At 70.2% G+C, this 24,465-nt stretch carries 21 protein-coding genes; 7 read left to right on the top strand and 14 right to left on the bottom strand.

Annotated features, from left to right (window positions below):
- Positions 1-97: 97 nt before the first annotated feature.
- Positions 98-643 carry a hypoxanthine phosphoribosyltransferase gene (hpt, locus tag ACIRDX_RS01755; protein WP_396623678.1) on the bottom strand — a complete coding sequence of 182 codons (546 nt, stop codon included), beginning with the start codon at positions 641-643 and terminating at the stop codon, positions 98-100.
- 23 nt (positions 644-666) lie between these two features.
- On the opposite strand from hpt, the gene ACIRDX_RS01760 reads away from it, so the two are divergent.
- Both ACIRDX_RS01760 and deoC read left to right on the top strand, forming a co-directional pair.
- Positions 667-1,314 carry an RpiB/LacA/LacB family sugar-phosphate isomerase gene (locus tag ACIRDX_RS01760; protein WP_396623679.1) on the top strand — a complete coding sequence of 216 codons (648 nt, stop codon included), beginning with the start codon at positions 667-669 and terminating at the stop codon, positions 1,312-1,314.
- Positions 1,315-1,574: 260 nt separating this feature from the next.
- Positions 1,575-2,288 (top strand): deoxyribose-phosphate aldolase, encoded by a 714-nt coding sequence (deoC, locus tag ACIRDX_RS01765; RefSeq protein WP_396623727.1) that lies wholly within the window; start codon positions 1,575-1,577, stop codon positions 2,286-2,288.
- A 118-nt stretch (positions 2,289-2,406) separates the two neighbouring features.
- On the opposite strand, the gene hemQ is transcribed toward deoC, so the two are convergent.
- The 4 genes from hemQ to ACIRDX_RS01785 are packed head-to-tail and all read right to left on the bottom strand — an operon-like array spanning position 2,407 to position 7,095.
- Positions 2,407-3,231, bottom strand: a complete 825-nt coding sequence (gene hemQ / locus ACIRDX_RS01770) for a hydrogen peroxide-dependent heme synthase (RefSeq protein WP_396623680.1) — start codon at positions 3,229-3,231, stop codon at positions 2,407-2,409.
- Between the two features lie 40 nt (positions 3,232-3,271).
- Complete coding sequence (locus ACIRDX_RS01775; protein ID WP_396623681.1) at positions 3,272-5,329, bottom strand: spermidine synthase; 2,058 nt, start codon at positions 5,327-5,329, stop codon at positions 3,272-3,274.
- Positions 5,330-5,380: 51 nt separating this feature from the next.
- A complete protein-coding gene (locus ACIRDX_RS01780; protein ID WP_396623682.1) occupies positions 5,381-6,526 on the bottom strand; it encodes a mechanosensitive ion channel family protein in 1,146 nt (381 codons plus the stop codon).
- Positions 6,527-6,546: 20 nt separating this feature from the next.
- The gene (locus tag ACIRDX_RS01785) at positions 6,547-7,095 is read right to left on the bottom strand and encodes an inorganic diphosphatase (protein ID WP_396623683.1); all 549 of its coding nucleotides are present in this window, start codon (positions 7,093-7,095) and stop codon (positions 6,547-6,549) included.
- 169 nt (positions 7,096-7,264) lie between these two features.
- On the opposite strand from ACIRDX_RS01785, the gene ACIRDX_RS01790 reads away from it, so the two are divergent.
- The 4 genes from ACIRDX_RS01790 to ACIRDX_RS01805 all read left to right on the top strand — a co-directional run bounded on the left by ACIRDX_RS01790 (position 7,265) and on the right by ACIRDX_RS01805 (position 13,679).
- Entirely contained in the window at positions 7,265-8,524 is a 1,260-nt protein-coding gene (locus ACIRDX_RS01790) for an efflux RND transporter periplasmic adaptor subunit (protein WP_396623684.1), read from the top strand.
- Positions 8,525-8,542: 18 nt separating this feature from the next.
- On the top strand, positions 8,543-11,731 hold the full coding sequence (locus ACIRDX_RS01795) for an efflux RND transporter permease subunit (RefSeq protein ID WP_396623685.1): 3,189 nt from the start codon (positions 8,543-8,545) through the stop codon (positions 11,729-11,731).
- A gap of 131 nt (positions 11,732-11,862) precedes the next feature.
- On the top strand, positions 11,863-13,098 hold the full coding sequence (locus ACIRDX_RS01800; protein WP_396623686.1) for an MFS transporter: 1,236 nt from the start codon (positions 11,863-11,865) through the stop codon (positions 13,096-13,098).
- Between the two features lie 38 nt (positions 13,099-13,136).
- Positions 13,137-13,679, top strand: coding sequence for an SRPBCC family protein (locus ACIRDX_RS01805; protein WP_396623687.1), 543 nt, complete (start codon positions 13,137-13,139; stop codon positions 13,677-13,679).
- 86 nt (positions 13,680-13,765) lie between these two features.
- Here the strand turns inward: ACIRDX_RS01805 and ACIRDX_RS01810 are convergent, their stop codons facing one another.
- From ACIRDX_RS01810 to ACIRDX_RS01835, 6 genes are read right to left on the bottom strand one after another with little or no spacing between them, the layout of a single operon-like run.
- Positions 13,766-14,965 (bottom strand): acetyl-CoA carboxylase biotin carboxylase subunit family protein, encoded by a 1,200-nt coding sequence (locus ACIRDX_RS01810; protein WP_396623688.1) that lies wholly within the window; start codon positions 14,963-14,965, stop codon positions 13,766-13,768.
- A gap of 7 nt (positions 14,966-14,972) precedes the next feature.
- Positions 14,973-15,872 (bottom strand): hypothetical protein, encoded by a 900-nt coding sequence (locus ACIRDX_RS01815; RefSeq protein ID WP_396623689.1) that lies wholly within the window; start codon positions 15,870-15,872, stop codon positions 14,973-14,975.
- Between the two features lie 14 nt (positions 15,873-15,886).
- Positions 15,887-16,276 carry a thiol-disulfide oxidoreductase DCC family protein gene (locus ACIRDX_RS01820; protein ID WP_396623690.1) on the bottom strand — a complete coding sequence of 130 codons (390 nt, stop codon included), beginning with the start codon at positions 16,274-16,276 and terminating at the stop codon, positions 15,887-15,889.
- 15 nt (positions 16,277-16,291) lie between these two features.
- Positions 16,292-17,074 carry a tRNA pseudouridine(38-40) synthase TruA gene (gene truA / locus ACIRDX_RS01825; protein WP_396623691.1) on the bottom strand — a complete coding sequence of 261 codons (783 nt, stop codon included), beginning with the start codon at positions 17,072-17,074 and terminating at the stop codon, positions 16,292-16,294.
- 2 nt (positions 17,075-17,076) lie between these two features.
- Positions 17,077-18,162: a DUF5924 family protein gene (locus ACIRDX_RS01830; protein WP_396623692.1), complete on the bottom strand. Its 1,086-nt coding sequence runs from the start codon at positions 18,160-18,162 to the stop codon at positions 17,077-17,079.
- A 10-nt stretch (positions 18,163-18,172) separates the two neighbouring features.
- Positions 18,173-19,144, bottom strand: coding sequence for an RluA family pseudouridine synthase (locus ACIRDX_RS01835; RefSeq protein WP_396623693.1), 972 nt, complete (start codon positions 19,142-19,144; stop codon positions 18,173-18,175).
- Between the two features lie 55 nt (positions 19,145-19,199).
- On the opposite strand from ACIRDX_RS01835, the gene ACIRDX_RS01840 reads away from it, so the two are divergent.
- Complete coding sequence (locus ACIRDX_RS01840; RefSeq protein WP_396623694.1) at positions 19,200-20,093, top strand: ROK family protein; 894 nt, start codon at positions 19,200-19,202, stop codon at positions 20,091-20,093.
- Positions 20,094-20,108: 15 nt separating this feature from the next.
- Here ACIRDX_RS01840 and ACIRDX_RS01845 read toward each other — a convergent pair whose 3' ends face one another.
- From ACIRDX_RS01845 to ACIRDX_RS01855, 3 genes are read right to left on the bottom strand one after another with little or no spacing between them, the layout of a single operon-like run.
- Positions 20,109-20,960, bottom strand: coding sequence for an ATP-binding cassette domain-containing protein (locus ACIRDX_RS01845; protein ID WP_396623695.1), 852 nt, complete (start codon positions 20,958-20,960; stop codon positions 20,109-20,111).
- Complete coding sequence (gene choX, locus ACIRDX_RS01850) at positions 20,957-22,804, bottom strand: choline ABC transporter substrate-binding protein (protein WP_396623696.1); 1,848 nt, start codon at positions 22,802-22,804, stop codon at positions 20,957-20,959. The genes ACIRDX_RS01845 and choX overlap by 4 nt, the downstream gene beginning before the upstream one ends.
- Entirely contained in the window at positions 22,785-24,458 is a 1,674-nt protein-coding gene (locus ACIRDX_RS01855) for a family 10 glycosylhydrolase (protein ID WP_396623697.1), read from the bottom strand. The genes choX and ACIRDX_RS01855 overlap by 20 nt, the downstream gene beginning before the upstream one ends.
- Positions 24,459-24,465 lie beyond the last annotated feature (7 nt).

The following is a 24,465-nucleotide window of genomic DNA, read 5'->3' on the forward strand; positions in this document are numbered from 1 at the left end:
CCTTCGCTCCGCGAGGGCTGTGCGCGCAGGTCGCCGAGGCCGCAGGCGCGAAGCGCCGCGGCCCGAGAATGTCAAATGTCGAATTTCGAATTGCCACCTACTCGTCGAGCACGCCGATGTAGGGCAGGTTCCGGTAAATCTCGGCGTAGTCGAGGCCGTAGCCGATCACGAAGCGGTCCTCGATGGTGAAGCCCACGTAGTCCACGGGGACTTCCACCTTCCGCCGCGAGGGCTTGCTGAGTAGGCAGGCCGTCTTCAGCGACTTCGGCCCGCGCGCCCGCAGGATGTCCTGCAGGTACGTCAGCGTGAGGCCCGTATCGACGATGTCCTCGACGATGATGACGTCGCGGCCCTCGATGCCGGTATCGAGGTCCTTGATGAGGCGCACCTCGCCCGAGGAGCGCGTCGCCTTCTGGTAACTCGAGACGACGATGAAGTCCAGGGTCACCTGCCGATCGAGTGCCCGGACCAGGTCCGAGAAGAAGACGAAGGCGCCTTTCAGCACGCAGACCATGTGCAGGTCGCGGGTGCTGGCATAATCAGCGCGGATCTGTGCGGCGAGGTCGGCCACCCGGGCGGCAATCGCCTCCTGCGTCAGCAGTGGGGTGGGGTGGTCGGGCAGGGACTCGGGATCGAGGGCCATTCGACCGGCGCAGGCTAGCACACATGGCACGTTTCGCGATGATCACGGAGGCCGACGCCCGCATGCTGCCCGAGGGCAGCACGGTCGAACTGTTGCCGCGGGGGCACGTCACCCCGCTGGCGGCCGACACCCTCCGCGATCGCCGCATCACGGTGATCCGGGCCGATCAGGCCGTCGAGGGCGACGGCGCCGACCTCGTGCCGGTGGCCCAGGTCCGGCGGCTCATCGTCGGCAGCGACCACACGGGCGTGGCGCTCAAGGCCTTCCTGGTGTCGGCGCTGCGCGGGCGCGGCCTGGCGGTGCAGGCGGTCGGGCCGGAGGGCGCCGCGCCGGCGCCGGCCGACTACCCGGACATCGCCGAGCAGGTCGGCCTGGCCGTGGTCCGCAAGGAAGCCGACGCGGGCATCGTGATCGACGGGGCAGGCCTCGGGTCCACGATGGCGGCCAACAAGGTCGCTGGGGTGCGCGCGGCGTTGTGCCTGAACGAGACCCTTGCGCGCTACGCCCGCGAGCACAATGGCGCCAACGTCCTGGCGCTCGGGGCGAGCCTGCTCACCCCGACGGACGCGCTCGCCATCGTCATGGTGTTCCTCGGCACGCCGATGACCGAGCCGCGCTACATCCGTCGCCTCACGAAACTGCAGCGGCTCGACAAGGCACGCTCGACATGACGCATGGCCAGAGCGACCCGCGGTGCCGAACCTTCTGCTAGGCGCTACCCGATTCCCGCTCCCCGATTCCCGCTCCCCGTCCCTCAATGTCCCTGAACGCCCTCGACGTCGAACGCCTGGTTGCCATCATCACCGAGGAGGTCCTGCGTGCCACTGGCGCAGCGGGTCCCAGCGGGCGCTGTGCCTGTCACGGGCTCCATGCCGAGTGTTGCCCCGATCACCTGCGCGGCGTGCTCGACGCGGGCGCCTCGCGCCTGGGGTTGCAGGCCTCCGGCGCGCCCGCCGGGTCGGTGGCGGGCCTGATCGACCACACGCTCCTCAAGCCCGACGCCACCCGCAGCGAGATCGAGACGCTGTGCCGCGAGGCCCGCGAGTACTCGTTCGCGACCGTGTGCGTGAACCCGACGTGGGTACCGCTGTGCGCCCGGCTTCTGCGCGGCAGCCCCGTCGGCGTGTGCACGGTGGTCGGCTTTCCGCTCGGCGCCACGACGCCCGACGTCAAGCAGTACGAGACGCGCCGCGTGATCTTCGACGGCGCGACCGAAGTGGACATGGTCATCAACGTCGGCGCCCTGAAGTCGGGCGACGTGCGCACGGTGCAACTCGACATCGAGGCGGTGGCCGATGCCTGCCGCGCCGCGGGCGTGGTGAGCAAGGTCATCATCGAGACGGCGCTGTTGACCGACGAAGAGAAGGTCACGGCCTGCACGCTGGCCAAGGCGGCCGGCGCGACGTTCGTGAAGACGTCCACGGGCTTTGCCAAGCACGGCGCGACCCCTGCCGACGTCGCCCTGATGCGCCGCGTCGTGGGCGCCGAGATGGGGGTGAAGGCGGCCGGCGGCGTGCGCGACCTGAGCGGCGCGCAGGAGATGGTCAAGGCCGGCGCCACCCGCATCGGGGCGAGCGCCGGTGTCAGGATCGTGCAGGAATCGAAGGGCGCGGCCGTGGTGGCGGGCGCTGGCGGCGGCTACTGATAATTCGACATTCGAGATTTGAAATTCCGGGCGGCTCGGCCTCTCGGCCTTCGCTCGCTCGAGGCATGGCGAGGCGCGTCGCCGAAGGCCCGCGCCCGACAATTTCAAATGTCAAATTTCAAATCGCCAGGGTCGGCGTCCGGCCCTCCACCCACTCGGCCACCTGCGACGACGAGAACTGCACGCCCGTGTAGAACGGGCCGAATTCGCCGTAGTCGGCGCTGGCCTCGTCGAAGCGCATCTCGTAGATCAGTCTCTTGAACACCACCGGGTCGTCGGCGAAGAGGTCGACGCCCCATTCCCAGTCGTCGAAGCCGATCGAGCCGGAGATGATCTGGGTGACCTCGCCCGCGTACAGCCGGCCGATGTGGCCGTGCTCGCGCATCATCGCGGCGCGCTTCTCGAAGGGCGTGCTGTACCAGTTCTTGATCTCGCCGCGGCGCTTGTCCATCGGGTAGAAGCACACGTAGCGCCGGGCGGGGAATGCGGTGTACAGGCGACTGCTGACGCGCCCATGCTGCACCTGCATCGCCTCCTTCTGCGCCGCGCGGTACTCGTCGGTCCCGTGTGCGAGGCCCCGCTCGGTGAGCTGCTCGTGGATCTTGGCGGTCATCTCGTACATGCCGAGCTCGACGACCGACACGTACGACGTCGTCGACTCGAACGCCTCCGCGATCGGCAGGCGGCTGACGTCGAGCTGGGCCTGCACGAGCGCATCGAACGAGCGACGCGCATGGACGAGCATCAGGTCGGCCTTGTGCCCGAGCATGGCGACCGCAATGGTCGCGCCATCACCGGCGACACTGCGGTCGAGGAACTCGCGCAGGCCCTCGGCGAACTCGGCGCGTTCGTCGTTGGTGGCCTGCACGAGCGCTGGCCAGGAGACACGGAACATCTGGTGCAGGAGGCACCAGCCTTCGAGGGTTTCGGGGACGGTCAGCACCCCGACAGGCTACAACACGCCGCCGGTCGGTAGGGGCAGGTCAGCGGCGGAGGACGCCGATCAGGTGGCTCGCCGTGTCGGTCCACGGGGCGGCCGAGGATGCCGGCCGGAGGTCGCCGAACGTCGTCAGGGCCGCAGGATCCTGCGCCAGGAGGATCCAGGTGCTGCGGGAGGTGTGGTTGTCGTCCAGGTCATCCTGCACGATCACCGACGCGAGGCCTGCCGTCGCTCCGCCGGCCTCCACGATGCCCTCGAGATTGAGGTACCGGTTGGACACGTGGACGGCGAGCACGCTTTGCGCGTCGGCCAGATGGCGCGCATAGAGGGCGAAGGCTTCCCGCGTGAGCAGGTGCACCGGCACCGCGTCGCCGCTGAAGGCGTCCACCGCCAGCACGTCGAAGCGGCGTGGCGACGAGGCCTGCAGCGACAGGCGCGCGTCGCCCTCGACGATCTCGACGTGGGCCGGCGAGCGGCGCAGGTAGGTGAACCACGCCCGGTCGCCGCGGCTCAGGGCGACGACCTCGGGGTCGATCTCGAAGAACACGAACGTGTCGCCCGGCCGGCCGTAGGCGGCCAGGGTGCCGGCGCCCAGGCCGATCACGCCGATCCGGGCGGCGCGCGGCCGCGTCGACAGCGCAGCCAGCGCCAGGCCGACGCCGCTGGTCTGCGTGTAGTAGCTGGTGGGCTGGTCGATCTTGTCGGCCGCCAGGTACTGCTGCCCGTGCATGGTCGTCCCGTGCTGCAGGCTGCGATACCGGTCGCCGTTGGCGAAGTCGGCCTCGCGCACACGCAGGGCGCCGTAGAAGCTCCGGGACGTGAAGACCGCGTCAGTCGTGAAGGTCCGCCAGTCGACGAACGTCTTGCCGCCGAGCACGCCGCCGAGGACGGCGAGCAACAGGCTGGCCGCCAGCGCGACGCGGCGCTGGCCGATGGCGGCCGTCGGCTGGTAGCCCAGGGCGTGTACCAGCGCCAGCAGGAAGGCCGCCGCGGCCAGTGTGAGCGGGTACTCGTGGATGCCGTCGAACGCCACCGGTGCTCCCAGCGCCACCACGGCGCTGCCGAGGGCGCCTCCCGCCGAGATCAACAGGTAGAAGCGCGTGAGCCAGGCCGGCGCGGGCGCGCGCTGCGCGAGTTCGCCATGGAAGCACCACCCGACGGCGGCGAGCTCCGCGACCGTGAGACCGAGCATCGGGATCGTCGACCACTCCGTGAGCGCCGCTGCGGCTCCCAGCGACACGGCCAGCGTGAGCCATGTGCGGCGATACCAGCGTGGCCGCTCGAAGGCCACGATGAACGTCAGCAGGTACACCGCGAGGGGGAGCATCCACAGGAACGGGACCGCGGCGATGTCCTGGGTGATGCGGGTGGTGGTCGCCTGCAGCGAGGCGGCCGGGATCGCGGCGAGGGCCACCCACAGCAGCTGATCGTTGCGCGACGGCGGGCCGGGGTCGTCGCCCGTCGGCTCGCCACGCACCGTGACCGGGACCGCCACGGCGCGCATCGACGCGACGACCGCCAGCAGCGCCATCCCGCAGGCGGCACACAGCCACGCCCACGCGCGGCCCTGCGCGTAGACGTCCAGGCGAGGCTCGACCAGCAGGGGATACGAGACGAGGCCGATGAGCGAGCCCAGATTCGAGAGCGCGTACAGGCGATACGGCGATCGGCCGGGATACCGTTCCGCGAACCAGTGCTGCAGCAGGGGGCTCGTGCTGGCCAGCATCAGGAAGGGCAGGCCGACGATGGCGACGATCAGCACGACGATCTGCCACTCAGGCGATCCCCCGGGGGCCGGAGCCCAGCCCGGGCCCGGCGTCACCGGGGAGGGCCACATCACCCCGCGCCAGGCGAGCAGGGCGAGCGCCGTCGCGATCAGGGCGCCGTGCACGGCCACCTGCGTCCGCCTGGGGCGGCGCGCCACCGCATGCGCGTAGCCGTAGCCGGCGAGCAGCAGGACCTGGAAGACCACCAGGCACGTGGACCACACCGCCGCGGCGCCCCCGAACCAGGGGAGCACGAGTTTGGCCAGCAGGAACTGGATCTGGAACAGCAGGCACGCGCCCAGCGCGATGGCGGCCCCGAACAGCGCGGCGTTCACGGCATCACCGACCGTCGTCGCAGGCAGGGAGGCCCGATGCGCGCATCGCGCTCATGAGGCTGGTGGCGTGGCGGGCGCCTCGGGAGTGGCCTGGGCCACCAGCAACGTCCGGTGAGCCACCGGCAACTCGACACCCTGGTCCTCGAAGCTCCGCTTGACCCGCCGCAGGAACTCGCGCCCGACGACCCACTGCTTGCTGGGCACGGCCTTGAGCCGCATCTTCACGTCGACGGCGGCATCGTTGAAGCGGTCGACGCCGAGCACCTCGAGCGGCCCCAGCATGAACGGCGCGAACTCCGGATCGCGCAGCATCTCGTCGGCAACGGCGCCGAGCACGCGCGTGACGCGGTCGGTGTCTTCCTTGATGCTGACGCTGACCGACGTGACGTAGTACGAGAAGTCCTTGGTCTGGTTGGACAGGCGCTGGATGCTCCCGTTCGGGATCACGTGCACCGTGCCCGTCTCGTCGCGCAGGATGATGGTCCGCAGGGTGATGCGCTCCACCAGCCCGCCCGTGCCGTCGATGTTGGCCACGTCGCCGACCCGGACCTGGTCCTCCAGGATCAGGAAGAACCCGCTGATGATGTCCTTCACCAGCGATTGCGCACCGAAACCGACGGCCAGGCCGACGATGCCGGCGCCCGTGAGGATGGGCGTGATGTCGACGTTGAGCTCGCGCAGGATCATCAACAGCGAAATGGTCGACACCAGCACGTAGACGGTGTTCTGGATCAGCGTCCCGAGCGTCCGGGCCCGCTTGGCTCGCTCGATCACGTCCACCGTCGTCGCGGTGCCGACCTCGCCTTCGAGGCGGGCCACCACGAGCGCGATCACGTGGATCACCAGCCACGCCAGCAGGGCAATCAGGGCGATACGCAGGCCCGACCCCGTGAGCCAGCTGGCCAGGTGCGCGGGTGTCAGCCCGATATGCGACTCGATCCCCACCATGGACATGGCCGGAAAGATGAGCACCGCCCCCACCAGCAGGGTGATGATGACCCGCACGACACGCAGCGCCGCACGCGTCGCCTTGCGGGCGCTCAGGTCGCCAGGGACGTGCCGGTTGATCCGCTCGACGAGGACCACCAGCACGCGCGAGACGAGCTCGGCGATCAGGTAGGCCATGGCCAGCACGATCACGCCGGCCAGCATCGCCCGCACCCAGTACGGGTAGCCCTCGAAGAGTCCTTGCAGCATGGCGCGTGAGGGGACGAGCCCTACTTGCTGTACAGCTCACCGCGCCGGAGGCGCCGGTACATGTCGAGCGAGTCGTGCAGGATGGCGACCGCCTGATCGGGCCCCAGGAAGTCGGTGACCTCGACGGCCTTGTTCTCGAGGGTCTTGTAGTCCTCGAAGAAGCGCTTGATCTCGCGCAGCGTATGGCCCGGCAACTGGGTATGGTCCATGTACTCGTTGAAGGCCGGGTCCAGCGTGCTGACGGCGATGATCTTGTCGTCGAGCCCTTTCTCGTCCCGCATGCGCATGACGCCGATGGCGCGCGCCTGCACGACCGTCAGTGGATGCACGGGCTCCTGGCCCAGCACGAGCGCGTCGAGTGGGTCGCCGTCGTCGCAGAAGGAGCGGGGGACGAAGCCGTAGTTGGCCGGGTAGTAGACCGCGCTGTAGAGGACGCGGTCGAGTCGCATCAACCCCGACTCCTTGTCCAGCTCGTACTTGTTCTTGCTGCCCATCGGCACCTCGATGACGACGGGGAAGGTCTTGGCGATGAGGTGGTCGTCGACGTAGATGTCGTGCCAGGGATGCATGCGCCGCAATTGTACCGTTCAGCGGCCGGCAGGGGCGCATCGCCTGCCTGGGCGGCAGGGCGGACCTGGGGACCGCGGGGGCAAGCGCGGCAGACGACGAGCCAGCCTTATGGACAGGGGGCCCCCGATAAGCGCCCGCCGCGCCGTTGTCGTACTCTAATCCGGTTAAATGTCTCGCTTGGCCCATCCCCTGCCCGCTGCAGTTCCGCTCTCGGACCGTCCACGCCGGTCGCCGGCCCTGCCCCTCGTCCTGGCCCTGCTGGGTGGGCTGTACGGATGTGGCGGCGGAGGTGCGGCCAACGCCAAGGGGGAGGCCAAGGGGCCGGGCAAGGGCGCGCCTGTCGCCGTCAGCGTGAAGCCCGCCCAGCAGGCGTCCCTGGAGCGCACCGTCACCGTGAGCGGCACGTTGGCGGCCGAGGATCAGGTGGCCCTCGGCTTCCAGGTCGCCGGGCGCATCGAGACCATCGCGATCGACCTCGGCAGTCGCGTCCAGCGCGGGCAGACCATCGCCAGGTTGGCGCCGGTCGACTTCCAGTTGCGCGTCGACCAGTCGGAGGCTGCCCTGCAGCAGGCCCGCGCCCGCCTCGGCCTCGACCCCAAGGGCACCAACGAACAGGTCGATCCCGATCGCACGGCCGTGGTCCGGCAGGCGCGCGCCGTGCTCGACGAGGCCAGGCTGAACCACAGCCGCGTGAAGACCTTCGTGGACCGGGGTATTTCGTCGCGCGCCGAGCTCGACTCGGCCGATGCGGCCCTCAAGGTCGCCGACGGCCGCTACGAGGATGCGGTCGAGGAGGTGCGCAACCGGCAGGCGCTGCTCATCCAGCGCAAGACGGAGCTCGACCTGGCCCGGCAGCAACTGATCGACTCGACGCTGATCGCGCCCTTCGACGGAATCATCCGTGAGCGGGCCGCCTCGCCCGGGCAGTACGTGAATGCGGGTGTGCCGATTGCGACGCTCGTCCGCATGCACCCCCTCAGGCTCCAGGCGGATGTGCCCGAGCGCGACGCCAGCAGCGTGAAGGTCGGGCAGACGGTCAAGGTGCATGTGGAGGGCGATGCGGCGAGCTACGAGGGGCGTGTGGTCCGCGTGAGCCCGGCCATCGACGAGCAGAGCCGGTCCCTGCGCATCGAGGCCGAGGTGGCCAACCAGACCGGGGCCATCCGGCCCGGGTCGTTCGCCACCGCCGACATCGTCATCGCCTCGTCGGCCCCGGCCGTCGTGGTGCCGGCGACCGCCATCGTCTCGTTTGCCGGCGTTGAGAAGGTGCTCACCGTGGCCGAGGGGAAGGTCGTCGAGCGCCGTGTGGAACTGGGCCGTCGCGAGGGCGGTGCGGTGGAGGTTCTCAAGGGCCTGGCTGCCGGCGAGCGCATCATCGTCGAGCCCGGCAACCTCGTGGACGGCGAACTCGTGAAGGTGAATCCGTAGGGCCGAGGGTCGACCGACATGCACCAACTCGCAGACATCTGCATCCGTCGCCCCGTCTTCGCCAGCATGATCGTGCTGTCGCTGGTGGTGGTGGGCGCGGCCGCGTACCTCGGCCTGGGCGTCGACCGCTTCCCGTCGGTGGATCTGCCGACCGTGCGTGTGCAGACCGTGCTGCCGGGTGCCTCCCCCGAAGAGGTGGAGGTGCTGGTCAGCCAGCGGCTCGAGGAGGTCATCAACACCGTCGAGGGCATCTCGGAGCTGCGCAGCATCTCCGGGCAGGGCATCTCGCTCGTGCTCGTGACCTTCGACCTGAACCGGGACGTCGACGTCGCCGCCCAGGACGTGCGCGATCGCGTCGCCACGGTCCTCAACCGGCTGCCGCGCGACGCCAGGCCGCCGGTCATCGCCAAGTTCGACAACGACTCCACGCCGGTGATGTCGATCGCGCTGTCGGGCAACCGCTCGGTGCGCGAGCTGACCGAACTGGCCGACAAGGTCGCCAAGGTCCAGCTCGAGCGTCGCCCGGGCGTCGGCGAGGTGTTGATCGTCGGCGGACAGGAGCGGGCCATCAGCGTGTGGCTCGACGCCAATCGCCTGGCGGCCTACGGCATCCCCGTCAGCGCCGTCCGCGACGCCCTCGTCCGGCAGAACGCCGACCTGCCCGGCGGCAACGTCACCACCGACGTGCAGGAGCGCGTGCTCCGCACCATGGGCCGCGTGACGACCCCGGCCGACTTCGCCGACATCGTCGTCACCAACCGCGGCGGCGTGCCGCTGCGCATCAGCGACATCGGGCGCGTCGAGGACGGCACCAAGGAGCAGCGCAGCCTGGCGCGGCTCGACGGCAAGCCGACGGTGATCATGGACGTGCGGCGCCAGTCGGGCGCCAACACCGTGGCCGTGATCGAGGGCATCAAGGAGGTCATGCCCCGGGTGCAGGCGCAGTTGCCCGGCGACGTGAAGCTCGACGTCATCCGCGACCAGTCGACCTACATCTACAACGCCCTGCACGAGATCAACACGCACCTCGTGCTGGGCAGCGTGCTGGCCTGCCTGGTGGTGATGCTGTTCATGCGCAGCTGGCGGTCGACGATCATCGCCGGCATCGCCATCCCGGCGTCGGTCATCTCGACGTTCGGCGTGATGCGCGCCCTCGACTTCACGCTCAACAGCGTCACGATGCTCGCCCTCGTGCTCATGGTCGGCATCGTCATCGACGACGCGATCGTGGTGCTGGAGAACATCTTCCGCTGGGTGGAAGAGAAGAAGATGGACAGCTTCTCGGCGGCCAAGGCCGCCACCGAGGAGATCGCGCTGCCCGTCATGGCCACGACGCTGAGCCTGGCCGTGATCTTCATCCCGGTCTCGTTCATGTCGAGCATCTCGGGACGCTTCCTGTACCAGTTCGGCATCACGGCGGCCGTCGCCATCCTGGTCAGTCTGCTCGTGAGCTTCACGCTGACGCCGATGATGAGCGCCCGCCTGCTGCGGGGCGAGGTGGCCAAGCACCAGGACAGCCACGGCGCGAGTTCCCGCGCCGGCTTCTATCGTCACATCGACGGCTTCTATACGCGGGCACTGGCGTGGTCCATGCGGCACCGCGCGCTCGTCATGGCCGTCGGGCTCGTGGTCGCGCTCTCGTCCATCCCGCTGTACGGCCTGGTGCGCCAGGAGTACGTGCCGAGCGATGTCGACGAGGCCGAGTTCGAGGGCAACGTCAATGCGCCCGAGGGGACGAGCGTCGCGGCGATGGACGAGGCCATGCGGCGCATCGAGGCCGACGTCCGGAAGATCCCTGGCGTGCGCACGGTGCTGGCCACGGTTGGCGGGAGCTTCCTCGGCGCGGTCAACCAGGCCCAGTTGTACATCCGCATCGCCCCGCACGAGGAGCGGTTGTTCTCCATCAGCCGCCTGCTCAAGGAGACCGCCCGCCTGCAGCCGTGGAAGGCCTTCGAGGGCAACTACACCCAGCGCGAGGTGATGGGACGGGTCCGCGGCGTCATCCGCAAGTACCCGGAGCTGCGCGGCGGGCCGCGCAACGTGCAGTCGTTCAACTTCGGTGGCGGCCCGTTCGAGATCGACGTCTCGTTGCAGGGACCGGTGCTGGAGGAACTGGCGCGCTACACGGAGGAACTCCGGAAGAAGGCCCCAGAGCTGGGCGTGGTCGATGCCGACACGACGCTCAAGCTCGATCGCCCCGAGCTGCGGGTGCAGATCGACCGTGCCCGTTCGGCCGACCTCGACGTCGACACCCAGGACGTCGCCTCGGCCCTGCGGTTGCTGGTGGGCGGCGACGACGAGGTCACGCGCTACCGCGACGTCACCATCAACGACGACTACGACGTGCAGCTCAGGCTGACCGACGCCGACCGGCGCGACGTGGCGACCATCGGCCGGCTGCTGGTGCCGTCGCGCGACGGCAAGCTGATCCGCCTCGACAACCTCGTGACCATCGAGCAGTCGACGAGCCCGTCGCGCGTCGATCGCCTCGACCGCCAGCGCGACGCGCGCGTGCGCGGCAACGTGGGGCAGGGCTACGCGCTGGCCGACCGCCTCGTGGTGCTGCGGCAGGCCGCCGACGACATGGACCTGCCGGCCGGCTACATCTTCACCATCGGCGGTCGCGGCAAGGAACTCGAGAAGACCTTCGTCGAGTTCCTCTGGGCCTTCTCGCTGTCGGTCATCTTCATGTACATGATCCTGGCCGCCCAGTTCGAGAGCGTCATCCACCCGTTCACGATCCTGCTGTCGCTGCCGCTCTCGGTGCCGTTCGCGCTGTTGTCGCTGTGGGCGACAGGGAACACGCTGAACCTGTTCTCCGCCCTCGGGTTGCTGGTGCTGTTCGGGGTCGTGAAGAAGAACTCGATCCTGCAGATCGACCACATGAACAACCTGCGGTCGCGCGGCATGCCCCGCCTGGAGGCCATCATGCAGGCCAATCGGGACCGGCTCCGCCCCATCCTGATGACCACCCTGGCGCTGGTCGGCGGCATGCTGCCGCTCGCGCTGGGGACGGGCCCGGGCGCCGAGGAGCGGCGGACCATCGCGGTGGTGGTCATCGGCGGCCAGACGCTGTCGCTGCTGCTGACGCTGCTGGTGACGCCGGTCGCGTACTCGGTGTTCGAGGACCTGGCGGCCACCGAGGGCTGGGCCCGGCTGCGTGCCAAGGTGGCGGGGATCAAGCCGACGCCAAGGACCGCAGCCTAGCAATTCGAGATTGGACATTTGAAATTCACGCGCGCCGGCTCTGCCTGGCGCGGCGAAGGCCGGAGGCCGAGCCACTGGAATTTCGAGTTTCAAATTTCAAATTGCCACTGACAGCGCCATAATCCGGCCCTATGGCTCAGCCTATCGCCGCGCGCGACAGCCAGCGCGCCATCACGCTGTCGGTGATGGTGGCCGCGCTGGGCTACTTCGTCGACATCTACGACCTGCTCCTCTTCAGCATCGTCCGCATCCCGAGCCTCAAGAGCCTGGGGCTGCAGGGCGACGAACTGCTGCACGCCGGTGAACGACTGCTCAACATGCAGATGACGGGCATGCTGCTGGGCGGCCTGCTGTGGGGCGTGCTCGGCGACCGCAAGGGGCGCCTCAGCGTGCTGTTCGGGTCGATCTTCATGTACTCGGCGGCCAACATCGCCAATGCCTGGGTGCAGAGCGTCGAGGCGTACGCGTGGCTGCGCTTCGTTGCCGGCATCGGCCTGGCCGGGGAACTCGGGGCCGGGATCACGCTGGTCAGCGAGATCATGCCGAAGGAGACGCGCGGCTACGGCACCACCATCGTCGCCGCCACGGGCATTCTCGGCGCCGTGTTCGCCGCCCTCATCGGCGACATGTTCGACTGGCGCGTCTCGTACATCGTCGGCGGCGTGATGGGCTTCGCGCTGCTGGCGCTCCGCATCGGCGTATACGAGTCGGGCATGTTCGAGTCGGTCAAGCAGATCGGCAGCAGCCGGGGCAATGTCCTGCAGCTGTTCAACCGCTGGGATCGCGCCCGCAAGTACTTCGCGGTGATCCTCATCGGGGTGCCGATCTGGTACGTCATCGGCATCCTGATCACGTTCTCGCCCGAACTGGGCAAGGCGCTCGGCATGACCGAGGTGCCGGTGGCGGGACGGGCCGTGATGTTCGCCTATCTCGGGTTGGCGGGGGGCGACTTCGCCAGCGGCTTCTTCTCGCAGTTCATCGGCAGCCGCCGGCGCGTGGTCCTGCTGTTCCAGGGGCTCACCACGGCGTTCGTCGCCGCGTACTTCCTCTTCGCGCCGTACACGCTGACGGGCTTCTACGCGCTGTGTGTCGCGCTCGGGTTCAGCGTCGGCTACTGGGCGGTGTTCGTGACGGTGGCGTCGGAGCAGTTCGGCACCAACATCCGGGCGACCGCCACGACCACGGTGCCCAACGTGGTGCGCGGATCGGTGGTGCTCCTGACCTCCTCGGTGGCCTGGCTGCGGCCCCAGGTGGGCGTGGTGCGCAGCGCCATCATCGTCGGGATGGTCGCACTGGCCATCAGCTACGTGGCGCTGTGGGGACTCGAGGAGACCTTCGGGAAGGACCTCGATTACGTCGAGGAGTAGGAACCTCGCCGACGGCGTGAAGCGTCCTTTTCAGTGGCATGACCACGGATGCGCCCTCAGCCGCCATCGACCTCCACCGTCCGCTGCAGCGGTCCACCTTCGAGCTGTCCACCACCGCCTGGCTGCCGCAGTCGGTCGACGAGGTCTTTCCGTTCTTCGGCGACGCGCACAACCTCGACATCCTGACGCCACCCTGGCTCAGCTTCGAGATCCTCACGCCCAGGCCGATCCCGATGCATGCCGGGACGCTGATCGACTACCGCATCAAGTTGCGCGGGATTCCGATGCGCTGGCGGACCCGGATCAGCTTGTGGGAGCCCAACCGACGGTTCGTCGACGAGCAGCTCCGCGGCCCGTATCTCGAGTGGATCCACACGCACACGTTCGAGCCGCTCGACGGCGGCACACTCATGAAGGACACCGTGCGCTACCGCGTGCCAGGCGGCGGACTGGTGAACCGGTTCTTCGTGCAGCGCGACGTGGAGCGGATCTTCACGTACCGGCTCGAGGCCTTGCGCGGCCATTTCGGTTGTCTGCCGAGTGCCCGGGATATCGGCGTCGCGGTGCGCCGGCTGCGCTGACGGCGGCAGTGTGAGATTCGACGTGTGACGTTCACGAGGTGCGGGGCGACGCCCTCGCACCAGCCGCTCGTGGCTCGCGCGCCGAGTTACTGCGTTCGCTCCAGCGGTGGGAGCACTGCCAGGAAGTCCTGCTCGATGCGCCTCGCGTACTCGCCCAGCAGGTGCTGGACGCGGTCGTAGTCGGGCGAGCTCACCACCAGCGCCACGTGGTGGCGCTTGGCGGGGCGCAGGACGATCTCGGGGTCGGTGTAGCCGCTGGTGTCGGGCCACTCCTGCCGCGCGAGCGCGAGGACCACGCCGGCATAGTCGTTCCGCTGCGGCGGGAGCGCGTAGGGCACCTCGCCACGGGAGATCTCCAGGTTGGCCCACTCGCGCCACACGTTCACGCCGGTCGCCGCTTCCAACGAGTCGGCGATGAAGGCGCCGCCGACCCGGCCCGCCACCTCGAGGAAGTAGAACTCGCCCTCGGCCGACCTGATGAACTCCGCGTGTGTGGCGCCGCGCTTGAAGCCGAGCGTCGTCAGCAGCGCCCGGTTCATGTCGAGCAGCGCGCGTTCTTCCGGCGAGCCACGGCGGAGCGTGTTGGTGAGGAACACGCCGCCCTGGTGGGCCACCTCCATCGGCGGGCGCCAGTAGCGATTCACCCCCGCGAAGATCACCTCGCCGCCCTCGACCAGCGAGTCGACGTGGAAGACGTCGCCGGGCACGAACCTCTCGAGCAGGTAGTGCGTCGACCGCTCGGTCACCACCGGGCGGGCGTCGAGCGCGTCGATGGCCCGCCACACGAGCTCGGGATCGTGCAGCTTCTGGATGCCCACGGCCGACACGTCCGAACGCGGCTTGAGCACCCACGGCGGCGGGACGGCCTCCATGTAGCCGCGGATCTCGTCGTAGTTCAGCACGTGGACGAAATCGGGCACCCGGATGCCGGCCTCGAAGGCCTTCACGCGCATCGCGAGCTTGTCGCGGAACAGCCGGGCCGTCGTCGTGCCCATGCCCGGGATGCGCAGGTGCTCGCGGATCATGGCCGCGTGCATCACGTCGTACTCCTCGAGCGCGACGATGCGGTCGACACGGTGGTGCCTGGCAAACTCCGACACGACCTCGACGAACATGTCGGCGCCCGCCCCGTTGGGCACCGTCAGCGTCTCGTCGATGCTGTCGCGCGCCCAGTCCTCGTCGCGCAGCTTCTCCTTGATGACCAGCACGACGCGGCAACCCTGCTGCCGCAACTGGCGCAGGAAGGCATTGCCCTTGAAGTAGCTCGCGAGACAGACGACGGTCACAGGCAGGTCACCATGGCGATGTCGGGGGATCGGCTGGCGGCGCGCCTCGCCGTGCGCCCGCGAACCAGCCCTGATCATCGAGGATGAGGGGAAACGCGCGTCCAGGCAACCGGAGGGCCCGCCATGGCGCGTGCACGGTGATGCCGCCGCCGAACGGTGCGTCGGGCGAGACGGTGGCCGCCCGGCCCTCGTGACGCCTTCCCATGCCCACCCCGTCGGCTGGAACGGTCATGGCCCTGGTGCCCACCAGTCGCACGGTACGGATGATCAGTTCGCCCGGCTGCGAACCCTGACGGACCTCGGCGACGTACTGCCGACCGTAGAAGAGCATCCCAGCGAAGAAGAGCAGGCCCAGGGCGGCCAGGCCGCCACCCACGGCCAGTCGCACACCGAGTGGCTGCAGCACGCCGCCGTCGGCGGGCGCGAGGCCCAGCGTCTGCGACAGGGAGACGCCCCACCAGGTGGCGCCCACGGCACAGAAGGCCGACAGCCACATGATGAAGCGCACCTTCGGCAGTTGACGCCCGGCATCGAACAGCACGTCCGCGTCGCGCACCCGCAGGTCAGGGTTCGGATCGCCGTAGCGGTGTTCATTCCGGGCCTGGCGGTACCCGCGCGCCACGAGGGCGCCGCCGAGTGCCAGCGGCAGCACGCCAAGCCACATCAGCGTGGAGAGGCGCAGGGCGTCTGGCGTGGTGCCCGGCGCTGGTCGCACGCCGGCCGCGATGGCGGCCCGATCCTCGGCTTCCCAGCGCGACATCTGGATGGGGCAGCCGATACCGGCCAGCATGAGGAGGAGCCCGAAGGCCGTGGCCGGAAACAGGAACATCTCCCGCACGCGAAACGGGCCCGTCGCGGCGGCGCGCGGCGCGGCGGGCGGGGCGGGCAGGCGATTCCGGCGGGACACGGGCGATGCCGAGCTTACTCCAGGATCTTGGCGCGCAGCGCCGCGTCCGGGAGCTCACAGGCCGGCAGGAGGCCGGAGAGGCGATGGCGGATGGCGGCGACGACCCGATACGCGGCATCGCGGATGGGGCGGGGCACCAGCAGGAAGACCCGTGCGGCCGACCACGGCCGGCCGAGGTGGGCGGCGATCCGCAGCACGGCATCCGACCGCAGCCACGTGCCCGCGTCGTCGATCAGGACCATCGAGTTGGGCGCCAGTCCCACGCCGACCCCCTCGAGCTGCCTGGCGCCGGCCGGCGACTGCCGCGACGCGAAACGGAAGCGGTTCCCCTCGTCGTGGCGATGGATGAACCGCACCGACCGCTGGCAGAAGAGACAGTCGCCGTCGAAGATGACCAGGGGCATCGCCTTGTACTGACGCTAGCCGATGCGCATCGGCCCCCGTGGAGACGTGTCGAACGCCTCGCCGGGGTAGAGCACCTGTTCGAGGAAGAGCCCGGCGGCAGGCGCCGTCAGGCGGGCGACCTCGGCGCCATCACCACGCATCAGGCGCGTGACGTCGGCCTCGCGCAGTTCTCCCGTGCCGACGCGGACGAGGACGCCGACCATCCGGCGCACCATGCGCCACAGGAAGTGCGATCCGGTGACCCGCACGAGCACCAGGGCGCCGTCCTCGACCACCTCCACCGCGTCGACCTGGACGACCGTGCTCTTCTCGTCGGCCTCATCGTCCGAGAACGCCTCGTAGTCGAGGCGCCCGAGGAAACGCGACGCCGCTCGCCGCATGGCCTCCACGTCGAGCGGGTCGCGGACCCACCACACGAACGGCTTGGCGAACGCCGTCCGTCGCCGGCTCACCTGGTAGACGTATCGCCGCGCGACGGCATCGTGCCGGGCGTGGAACCGGTGCGCGACCGTGCGAAGGTCGCGCACGCAGATGTCCGAGGGCAGGGCCTCGTTGAGCCGCGCGAGGAGGGTGCCGGGCGGCAGCGTCGTGGCCACGTCGAGGTGCGCCACCTGGCCCACCGCATGCACACCCGCGTCGGTGCGCCCGGCGCCATAGACCTCGAGCCGGTCCCTTCGGCCGGTCACCTTCTGTACGGCGTCGATCAACTCCCCCTGGACCGTCCGCGCGTTGCGCTGCACCTGCCACCCCGAATAGCGGGTGCCGTTGTACTCGACCAGCAGTCGGAAGCGCGGCATGGCTAGGTGCCCGGTCCGATCACGGGGGCGGCGGCCAGGTGGGCCCGGCCGATCAGTTGCCCCCCCTCGGTCTCCACGTCCACACGCAAGGCCTTGCCCGCCAGGTCCGGCGAGAGCGACAGCGGCGTCCAGAGCCGGTAGCCTTCCTTGCGCCCGCCATCGACGTCGTACCACCGCGATCGCTTGATCGGCTGCTCGCCCTGGAACCAGACGTGTCGCACGCGGTCGTGCAGGCCGGTCGGCGCGTAGATGGCCGTCACGACGTACACCTGGCCGCGCGGGTCGGTAGGCGTCGCGGCAATCGCCTTGCGGATCGCCGGGCCGTTGCGCAGGTCCACCTCGGTGCCGAACGCGGCGTCCTGGATCCGTAGCGGCGCCGGCGGGATGAACGGACGACCGTACTCGACGATGAGGAACAGGCCGAGGACGATCAGGCCGCCGCCGAACCAGGTGCGCTGCCAGTCGATACGCTTCTCCGACATCACCAGCGTGGTGGCGCCCGTGGCCGCGATGGCGGCCGCCATCCACAGTGCCGGCACCGACCGGATCTGCCAGAGGATCGGCAGCGCCGCCGCTGCACCGGCAAACACGGCAAAGGCGAAGAACAGCGCCGTCAGCACGCGCCGCACCGCCAGGTGGCGGTCGTACACGAGGTCCATCGTCGACAGCAGGGCGGCCGTGGCGAGCAACACCACGAAGAGCACGTTGCGGCTGGAAGTGGTGGTGCTCAGCCAGTAGACGGGAAGGATGAAGAACAGCAGCTGCTGGTAGAAGTTCTTGTTTAAGTAATTGATGACCAGTTGCGCGCGCCGCCGCCAGGGCCGCGAGAAGCCGCCGCCGCGCACGATGAAGGGCAGGGCCATGCTGGTGACCCAGATGAAGGCGACATGGATCACGGCGATGCGCAGGTAGGCGACGTTGCGCGCGCCGAGCCACATCACCCCGATGCCGAAGGCGAGCGCCCAGAGGCTGTGGAGCCACCAGAGCTGCGTCTCGTGGGCCTCGAGCCATCCGGTCGCGCCTTCCCAGGCCTCGCGCGGGAACCTGCGCGTGGCGGGGCGCTCACTGGACTCGTCGAGGGCTTCCACACTGCCAATTCTACGGGACGCGTCCGCCCTGCTGCCGTGCCTGCCGGCGCAGGCGCTCCAGGAGGTCGCGGAAATCGTCGGGCAGGGGAGCGGTGAATTCGAGCCGCTCGTCGGTGGCGGGATGCGTGAACACCAGTCGCTGGGCGTGGAGGGCCTGTCGCGGGAACCGTACGGTGTGGCCAGGCGCGCCCTCCCGCGGACGGTAGCGGCGATCGCCCACCAGCGAGTGGCCACGCAGGTGCGACTGGGCGCGAATCTGCCCCTGTCGGCCGGTGTGCAGCCGGATTTCCAGCAGGGTCGTCTCGACGAACCGGCTCACGACCCGGTAGTCGCAGGAAGCGTCGCGGGCCTCAGGGTCGCCGGGGCGCGCCGGGCGCTGGACGAACGCCTCCTCGTCCCAGCTGAGCCGGTCTTCCCAGGTGCCGGCGTCGGGGAAGGGGTGTCCGTTGACCAGGGCCAGGTAGAGGCGCTCCGGCGTCCGCCTGCCGAACTGGTTGACCAGGGCGACTCGGGCAGGCTCGGTGAGCGCGAACAGCACCAACCCCGACGTGTCCTTGTCGATGCGGTGGACGACCAGCGGGGCGCGGGTCTTGTACGACCGGTACCGATCGTGGAGCAGGGCGAGCACGGACGGCGCCGCGCTCTCGCCGTCGAGGGGGACCGTCAGCAGGCCGGCGGGCTTGTTGACCACGATGAGCGAGTCGTCCTCGTGCAGGATGTCGAGGCCGTCGCGCGCGGCCGGCTTCGGCGCCCGGGTCGCCGACCCCGGACGGTCCATCCACAGACGGACACGGTCGCCGACGGCGAGCAGGCGGGCGGCGGTCGTCAGGCTGGCTTCCTCGTCATTGACGAACACGCGGCCGCGCGACAGGGCGTCGGCGGCGCGGCTCCGCGACACGGCCCGTCCCGGCGCAGCGAGGAACTTGTCGAGGCGCTGGCCGGCGTCGGCCTCCTGGATCTCCCACGTCTGGTCGCTCTTCACGCGTTCTAGGGTAGCCCCGGCGGGCTGCCGCGTCGTGCTACCCTGCCGCCCGGCCATGCGTATCGGAATCGACCTGGGCGGCACGAAGATCGAGGCGCTCGCACTCGACGACCACGGCGAATCGCTCCACCGGGAGCGCCTGCCCACGCCGCGGCACGACTACGACGGCACCCTGGCGGCCATCGCCGAACTGGTGCGCCGCTGCGAAGTGGCGACGGGCCGAAGCGGCACGGTGGGCGTCGGCATGCCAGGCGCGATCTCGCCAGCCACCGGCCTGGTCAAGAACGCGAACTCGACCTGGTTGAACGGCCAGCCGTTTGCCGACGACCTGCAACGGGTGCTCGGCCGTCCGGTGCGCTTCGCCAACGACGCCAACTGCCTGGCGCTGTCGGAGGCCACCGATGGCGCGGCGGCCGGCGCTCCGGTGGTGTTCGGCATCATCCTCGGCACCGGCGTCGGGGGAGGCCTGGTCGTCCGGGGCGGTGCGGTCATCGGCGCGAATGCCGTGGGCGGGGAGTGGGGCCACAACATGCTGCCCTGGCCCGAGGGCGACGAGTATCCCGGGCCGGCGTGCTACTGCGGCCTGACCGGCTGCATCGAGACCTGGCTGTCGGGACCGGCCTTCGCCCGCGACTTCCTGCAGCACACCGGGCGCGAGGCCTCTGCGGCCGAGGTGCTGACGCTGGCCGAGGGCGGCGATGCTGCGGCCGAAGCCGCGTGGCAGCGCTACGAGCGCCGCCTCGCCCGCGCGCTCGCCGGCCTGATCAACATCGTCGATCCCGACGTGATCGTGGCGGGCGGCGGGTTGTCCAACGTGGGGCGCCTGTTCACCAATGTCCCCGCGCTGTGGGAGCAGTGGGTCTTCTCCGACCGCGTCGACACCAGGTTCGTGCCCGCGAAGTACGGCGACTCGAGCGGCGTCCGCGGCGCGGCCTGGCTCTGGAGCTGATCGGCGCCGGCGCCTTCAGGGCGCGCCGCGCAACTGCGCGACGAACTCGGCCACCTGCGGGTCGGCTGGCCGCGCGCGGAGCTCGTCGAGCGTCCCCGACTGCAGCAGGCGGCCGTCGTACATCACCGACACGCGATCGCCGAGGCGCGCGGCTTCCTCCAGGTCGTGCGTGACGAAGAGCATCGTCTTGCGCACCTGCTGCTGCAACGTGCGCAGCTCCTCCTGCAGCTTGTGTCGCATCAGCGCATCGAGCGCCGAGAACGGCTCGTCGAGGAGCAGCAGGTCGGCATCGGTGGCGAGGGCGCGCGCGATGCCGACGCGCTGCTGCATGCCGCCCGAGAGTTCCCGCACGTCGCGCGCCCCCCAGCCCGCCAGGCCGACCAGCGCCAGCTTCTCCTCCACGACCGCACGCCGGCTGGCGGGGGCCTCGCCCCGCAGCTCGAGACCGAGGGCCACGTTCTCCGCCACCGTGCGTGTCGGAATCAGCGCGAACTGCTGGAACACCATCGCGATGCGGTGACGCCGCACGTGCCGCAACTGCGCGTCGTCGCACGAGGCCACGTCCACCGCGTGATCGCCGTCGGCCATCCAGACATGGCCGCGCGTGACCGGCGTCAGGCGATTCGCCGTCCGGAGGAGCGTGGATTTCCCCGAGCCCGATGGCCCCACCAGCACCGAGATCTCGCCGGCCGTGACCGCCAGCGATGCTCCGTGCACGCCCACGAGCACATCGTGGCGATCGGCCACCTGCTGGCGCGTGGCGCCGGCGTCGCAGTCGACGAGGGCGGCGGCAATCCGTCGCGCCCGGGTGCGCACAGGACCGCGGGCGAACAGCACGTCCACGGCCTCGAAGCGGAGCAGGCTCATGGACGCGGGATCCGGTCCCCGGGACGAGCCAGCCGGTCGAGGATGATGGCGACCAGCACGATGGCGAGGCCTGCCTCGATGCCCATGCCGATCTGCACCGTGTTGAGCGCGCGCACGACCGGCACGCCGAGGCCGCCGGCGCCGACGAGCGCGGCGATGACGACCATCGAGAGGCTCAGCATGATGCACTGGCTGATGCCGGCCAGAATCGCGGAGGCGGCGCTCGGCAGCTCGATCTTGGTGAGCAACTGCCAGGGCGTCGCCCCGAACGCCTGTCCCGCCTCGATGAGCGGGCGCGGCACGGACGCGATGCCGAGTTGCGTGAGCCTGATGGGGGCGGGGAGCGCGAAGACCACGGTCGAGAGCAGGCCGGGCACGACACCGAGTCCGAAGAGCACCAGCGTGGGGGTGAGGTAGACGAACGTCGGCAGCGTCTGCATCAGGTCGAGCACCGGTCGCAGCACGGCGTCGACGGCCGGTACCCGCGCGGCGAGCACGCCCACGGGCACGCCGATGACGGTGCTCACGCCCGCGGCGACCAGGACCAGCGCCAGGGTCTCGAGGGTAGCGGCCCAGTAGCCGAGGTTCATGATCAGCAGCAGCGCTGCGCCGACGAACACCGCCAGGGCCACCGAGCGGCGGCGCCACCAGGCGGCGGCCACGAAGGCCAGCATCAGCAGGGGAGCGGGCGTGCGCGCCAGTGCGCCGTGCGCCACGGCCACCACGAAGGCGACGGCCCGAGACACGAGGTCGAACGCGCCGCGCGCGCGGCGTCTCGCCATGTCCACGGCGGTCGTGGCGGCCTCGCCGAGTGGCAGCTTGTGGGCGGTGACCGCGCGCTCGAACGCGCCACGACGATCGACCGTCCCCGTGCGTGGTGCCTCGGCGCCTGTCGAGGGCACGCGCGACGTGACGCCGGTGAGCCAGGCGGCCCGACGGTCGGGATGGGCCGACAGCCAGGCGCGCGCGGCGTCGGCCGGCGATCGGCCCTGCGTGAGCATCGCGTCCATCAACGCGTTCTCGTCGTCGATCGTGAACGCGAGATTCCTGAGCAGGCGCCCGACGTTCGGGCAGGCGCTGGCGTAGCCGCGGCGCGCAAGCGTGTGGACCGTGGCGCCGCCGTAGTCCGGTCCGAACCAGGCGTCGCCGCCGGAGAGGTACCGCAGCCGGAAGCGCGTGTTCATCGGGTGTGGAGCCCAGCCGAGGAAGACGATGGGGCGGCGCGCGCGCGTGGCGCGGTCGACCTCGGCCAGCATGCCCTGCTCGCTCGACTCGACCAGGCGGAAGGCGCGCAGGCCGAGCGCGTCGGTGCGGATCATCCCGTGGAGGGTCTCGTTGGCCTCGTTGCCGGCTTCGATCCCGTGGATGCGCCCGGCAAGGGCCTCGCGGAATCGCGCGATGTCCGTGAAGTCGCGCAGCCCTTCGTCCCAGAGATAGTCGGGAACGGCCAGGGTGTAGCGGGCGCCTCGCAGGTTGGTCGCGATCACCTCGACGTCGTGGCCAGCCAGGTACGGCGCCAGCATCTCCTGCTGCGAGGGCATCCAGTTGCCCAGGAACGCGTCCACGTCGCCGTTGCGCAGGGCGGCGAAGGTGACGGGAACCGACAGCACCGTGATTCGCGGCTGGTAGCCCAGCTCCTCGAGCACTTGCGCGAGGACGGCGGTGGTCGCGCTCACATCCGTCCAGCCGACGTCGGACAGGCGGACGACGCGACAGGCGTCAGGATCGACGGGAGCGGGTGACGTGTCGGGGGCCCCGCGGGACGCGACCGGCCACAGGAGGATGAGCAGGAACAGCAGGCGCGACGCGAGTGCGCCGCGTCGGCTACCTGCAGGTGGCGACACCGGGCCGCGCCGTGTCGATGGTCAGGGTGATCCGCGCCACCGAGCGGGCGCCGATCTCGACCGAGCAATCGCTCGTGAAGGCGCTGCCGGCAGACGTGACCACCTGCATGCGGTACGCGCCGGGAGCGACCGCAGGCACGGCGAACACGCCGGAGCCGTCGCTCACCACGTTGTCGGGCCCGGACGTGCGGGCGGCGGCCTCGAGGCGCACCTGCGCGCCGTCGACAGGCGTACCGCCGGCGTCCTCGAGCACGCCCAGCAGGTGGCCGACGGTGTCCTTCCACGGTGTCGCGGGACGGGGCACGGCGACCTGGAACAATGGCGGGGAACCGGGGTCGACCACCTGGCCACTCGTGGTGCGTCCGGTGCGCAGTGCCGCAGCGAAGTCCTCGAACGGCCGCTGTGGCGTATCGCGCCCTGCGGGCTGCGACAGCGGATTGTTGACCACCGGCGCGTTGTTGGCCGCCAGGGAGAAGAACGTGACGCCGCCGCTCTGCCCGGCGGCCTCGAGGGCGACGCGGGCCTGGCGCATGGTGCCTTCGAGGGCGTTCTGGTAGGCACCGAGACCGATGACGAAGGGGCGGGCCGGCGGGGCCGTTGCCAGCCAGGCCATCCATCCGGTGAACTCGTCGGCGCCGGTGGTCACATGTTCGGGGCGGTAGACCTGCGGCACCACGATGTCGACCGACCCGTCCGCGGCCCAGCGGAACCAGTCCTGGAACTGCCGGGCATAGGCGACGGTGCCGCGGAAATCGCCCTGAGGGGCGCCGCCGGCGGCAGCCGAGACGCTCACGACGAGCGACGGGCGGACCGCCAGCGCGGCCAGCGTGAGGCGTCGCGTCAGTGCCGTGATCTGCTCGCGCCGCCACTCGCTCCACCGCGCGTCGTCCTGGCCGGGCACGCCGGCCTGGCCGCTGCGGGCCTGGAAGCGGGCGACCGACACGGCGTTGTAGCCGATGCTGGCGCTGCCGGCCGGCGCTTCCGGATAGTGCAGGGCGTCGAGGCGCACACCGTCGACGGGGTAGCGCTGCACCAGGCGGGTGACCAGGTCGACCACGTACGTCGCCACGGCGGGATGGCCGAAGTCGAGCCAGTAGTCGTTGCCGAACCGGTACCCCTCCATCGACGTGCCGTTGCCGTCGGGCTGGAGCGTGCGGGTGAGCCAGTTCTCGGCGCCCTCGACGAGGCGGCCGCCGCTGAACCCGTGCCGGATGAACACATGGCGGGGGTCGGTGGGCGCGGTCGAGAGGTGCCACACCGGGCCGAGGGTCACCAGCGCATGGACCTCGATGCCCGCGGCGCGGGCCTTGGCGATGAGCTCGCCGAGGGGGTCGAACCCGCCGTCGATGGCGACGTTCTCCGGCGCCGGCTCGGACGCGTCGAGGTAGAAGGCGTCGCCCCGGCGGCGCACCTGCACGTACAGCACGTTGGCCTGCATCGCCGCCGCCCGCGAGATGACGACGGAGACGTCGTCGGGGGAGCCGATGCGGCTGTTGAAGGTGTCGACGAAGACCGCGCGCCAGCGGGGGGCCCCGTCCTGGGCGTGGGAGGGCGCAGCGACCGCACACGCCACCAGCGCTGCGGCAAGGATGCCGAGGAGCCACCGGGGCAGGCGGTCGTCCAGGAGACCCGAAAGGGTTGAACGGCCACGCACGCTGATG

Origin of the sequence: Luteitalea sp., assembly GCF_044337415.1 — a bacterium.
Classification (GTDB): domain Bacteria; phylum Acidobacteriota; class Vicinamibacteria; order Vicinamibacterales; family Vicinamibacteraceae; genus Luteitalea.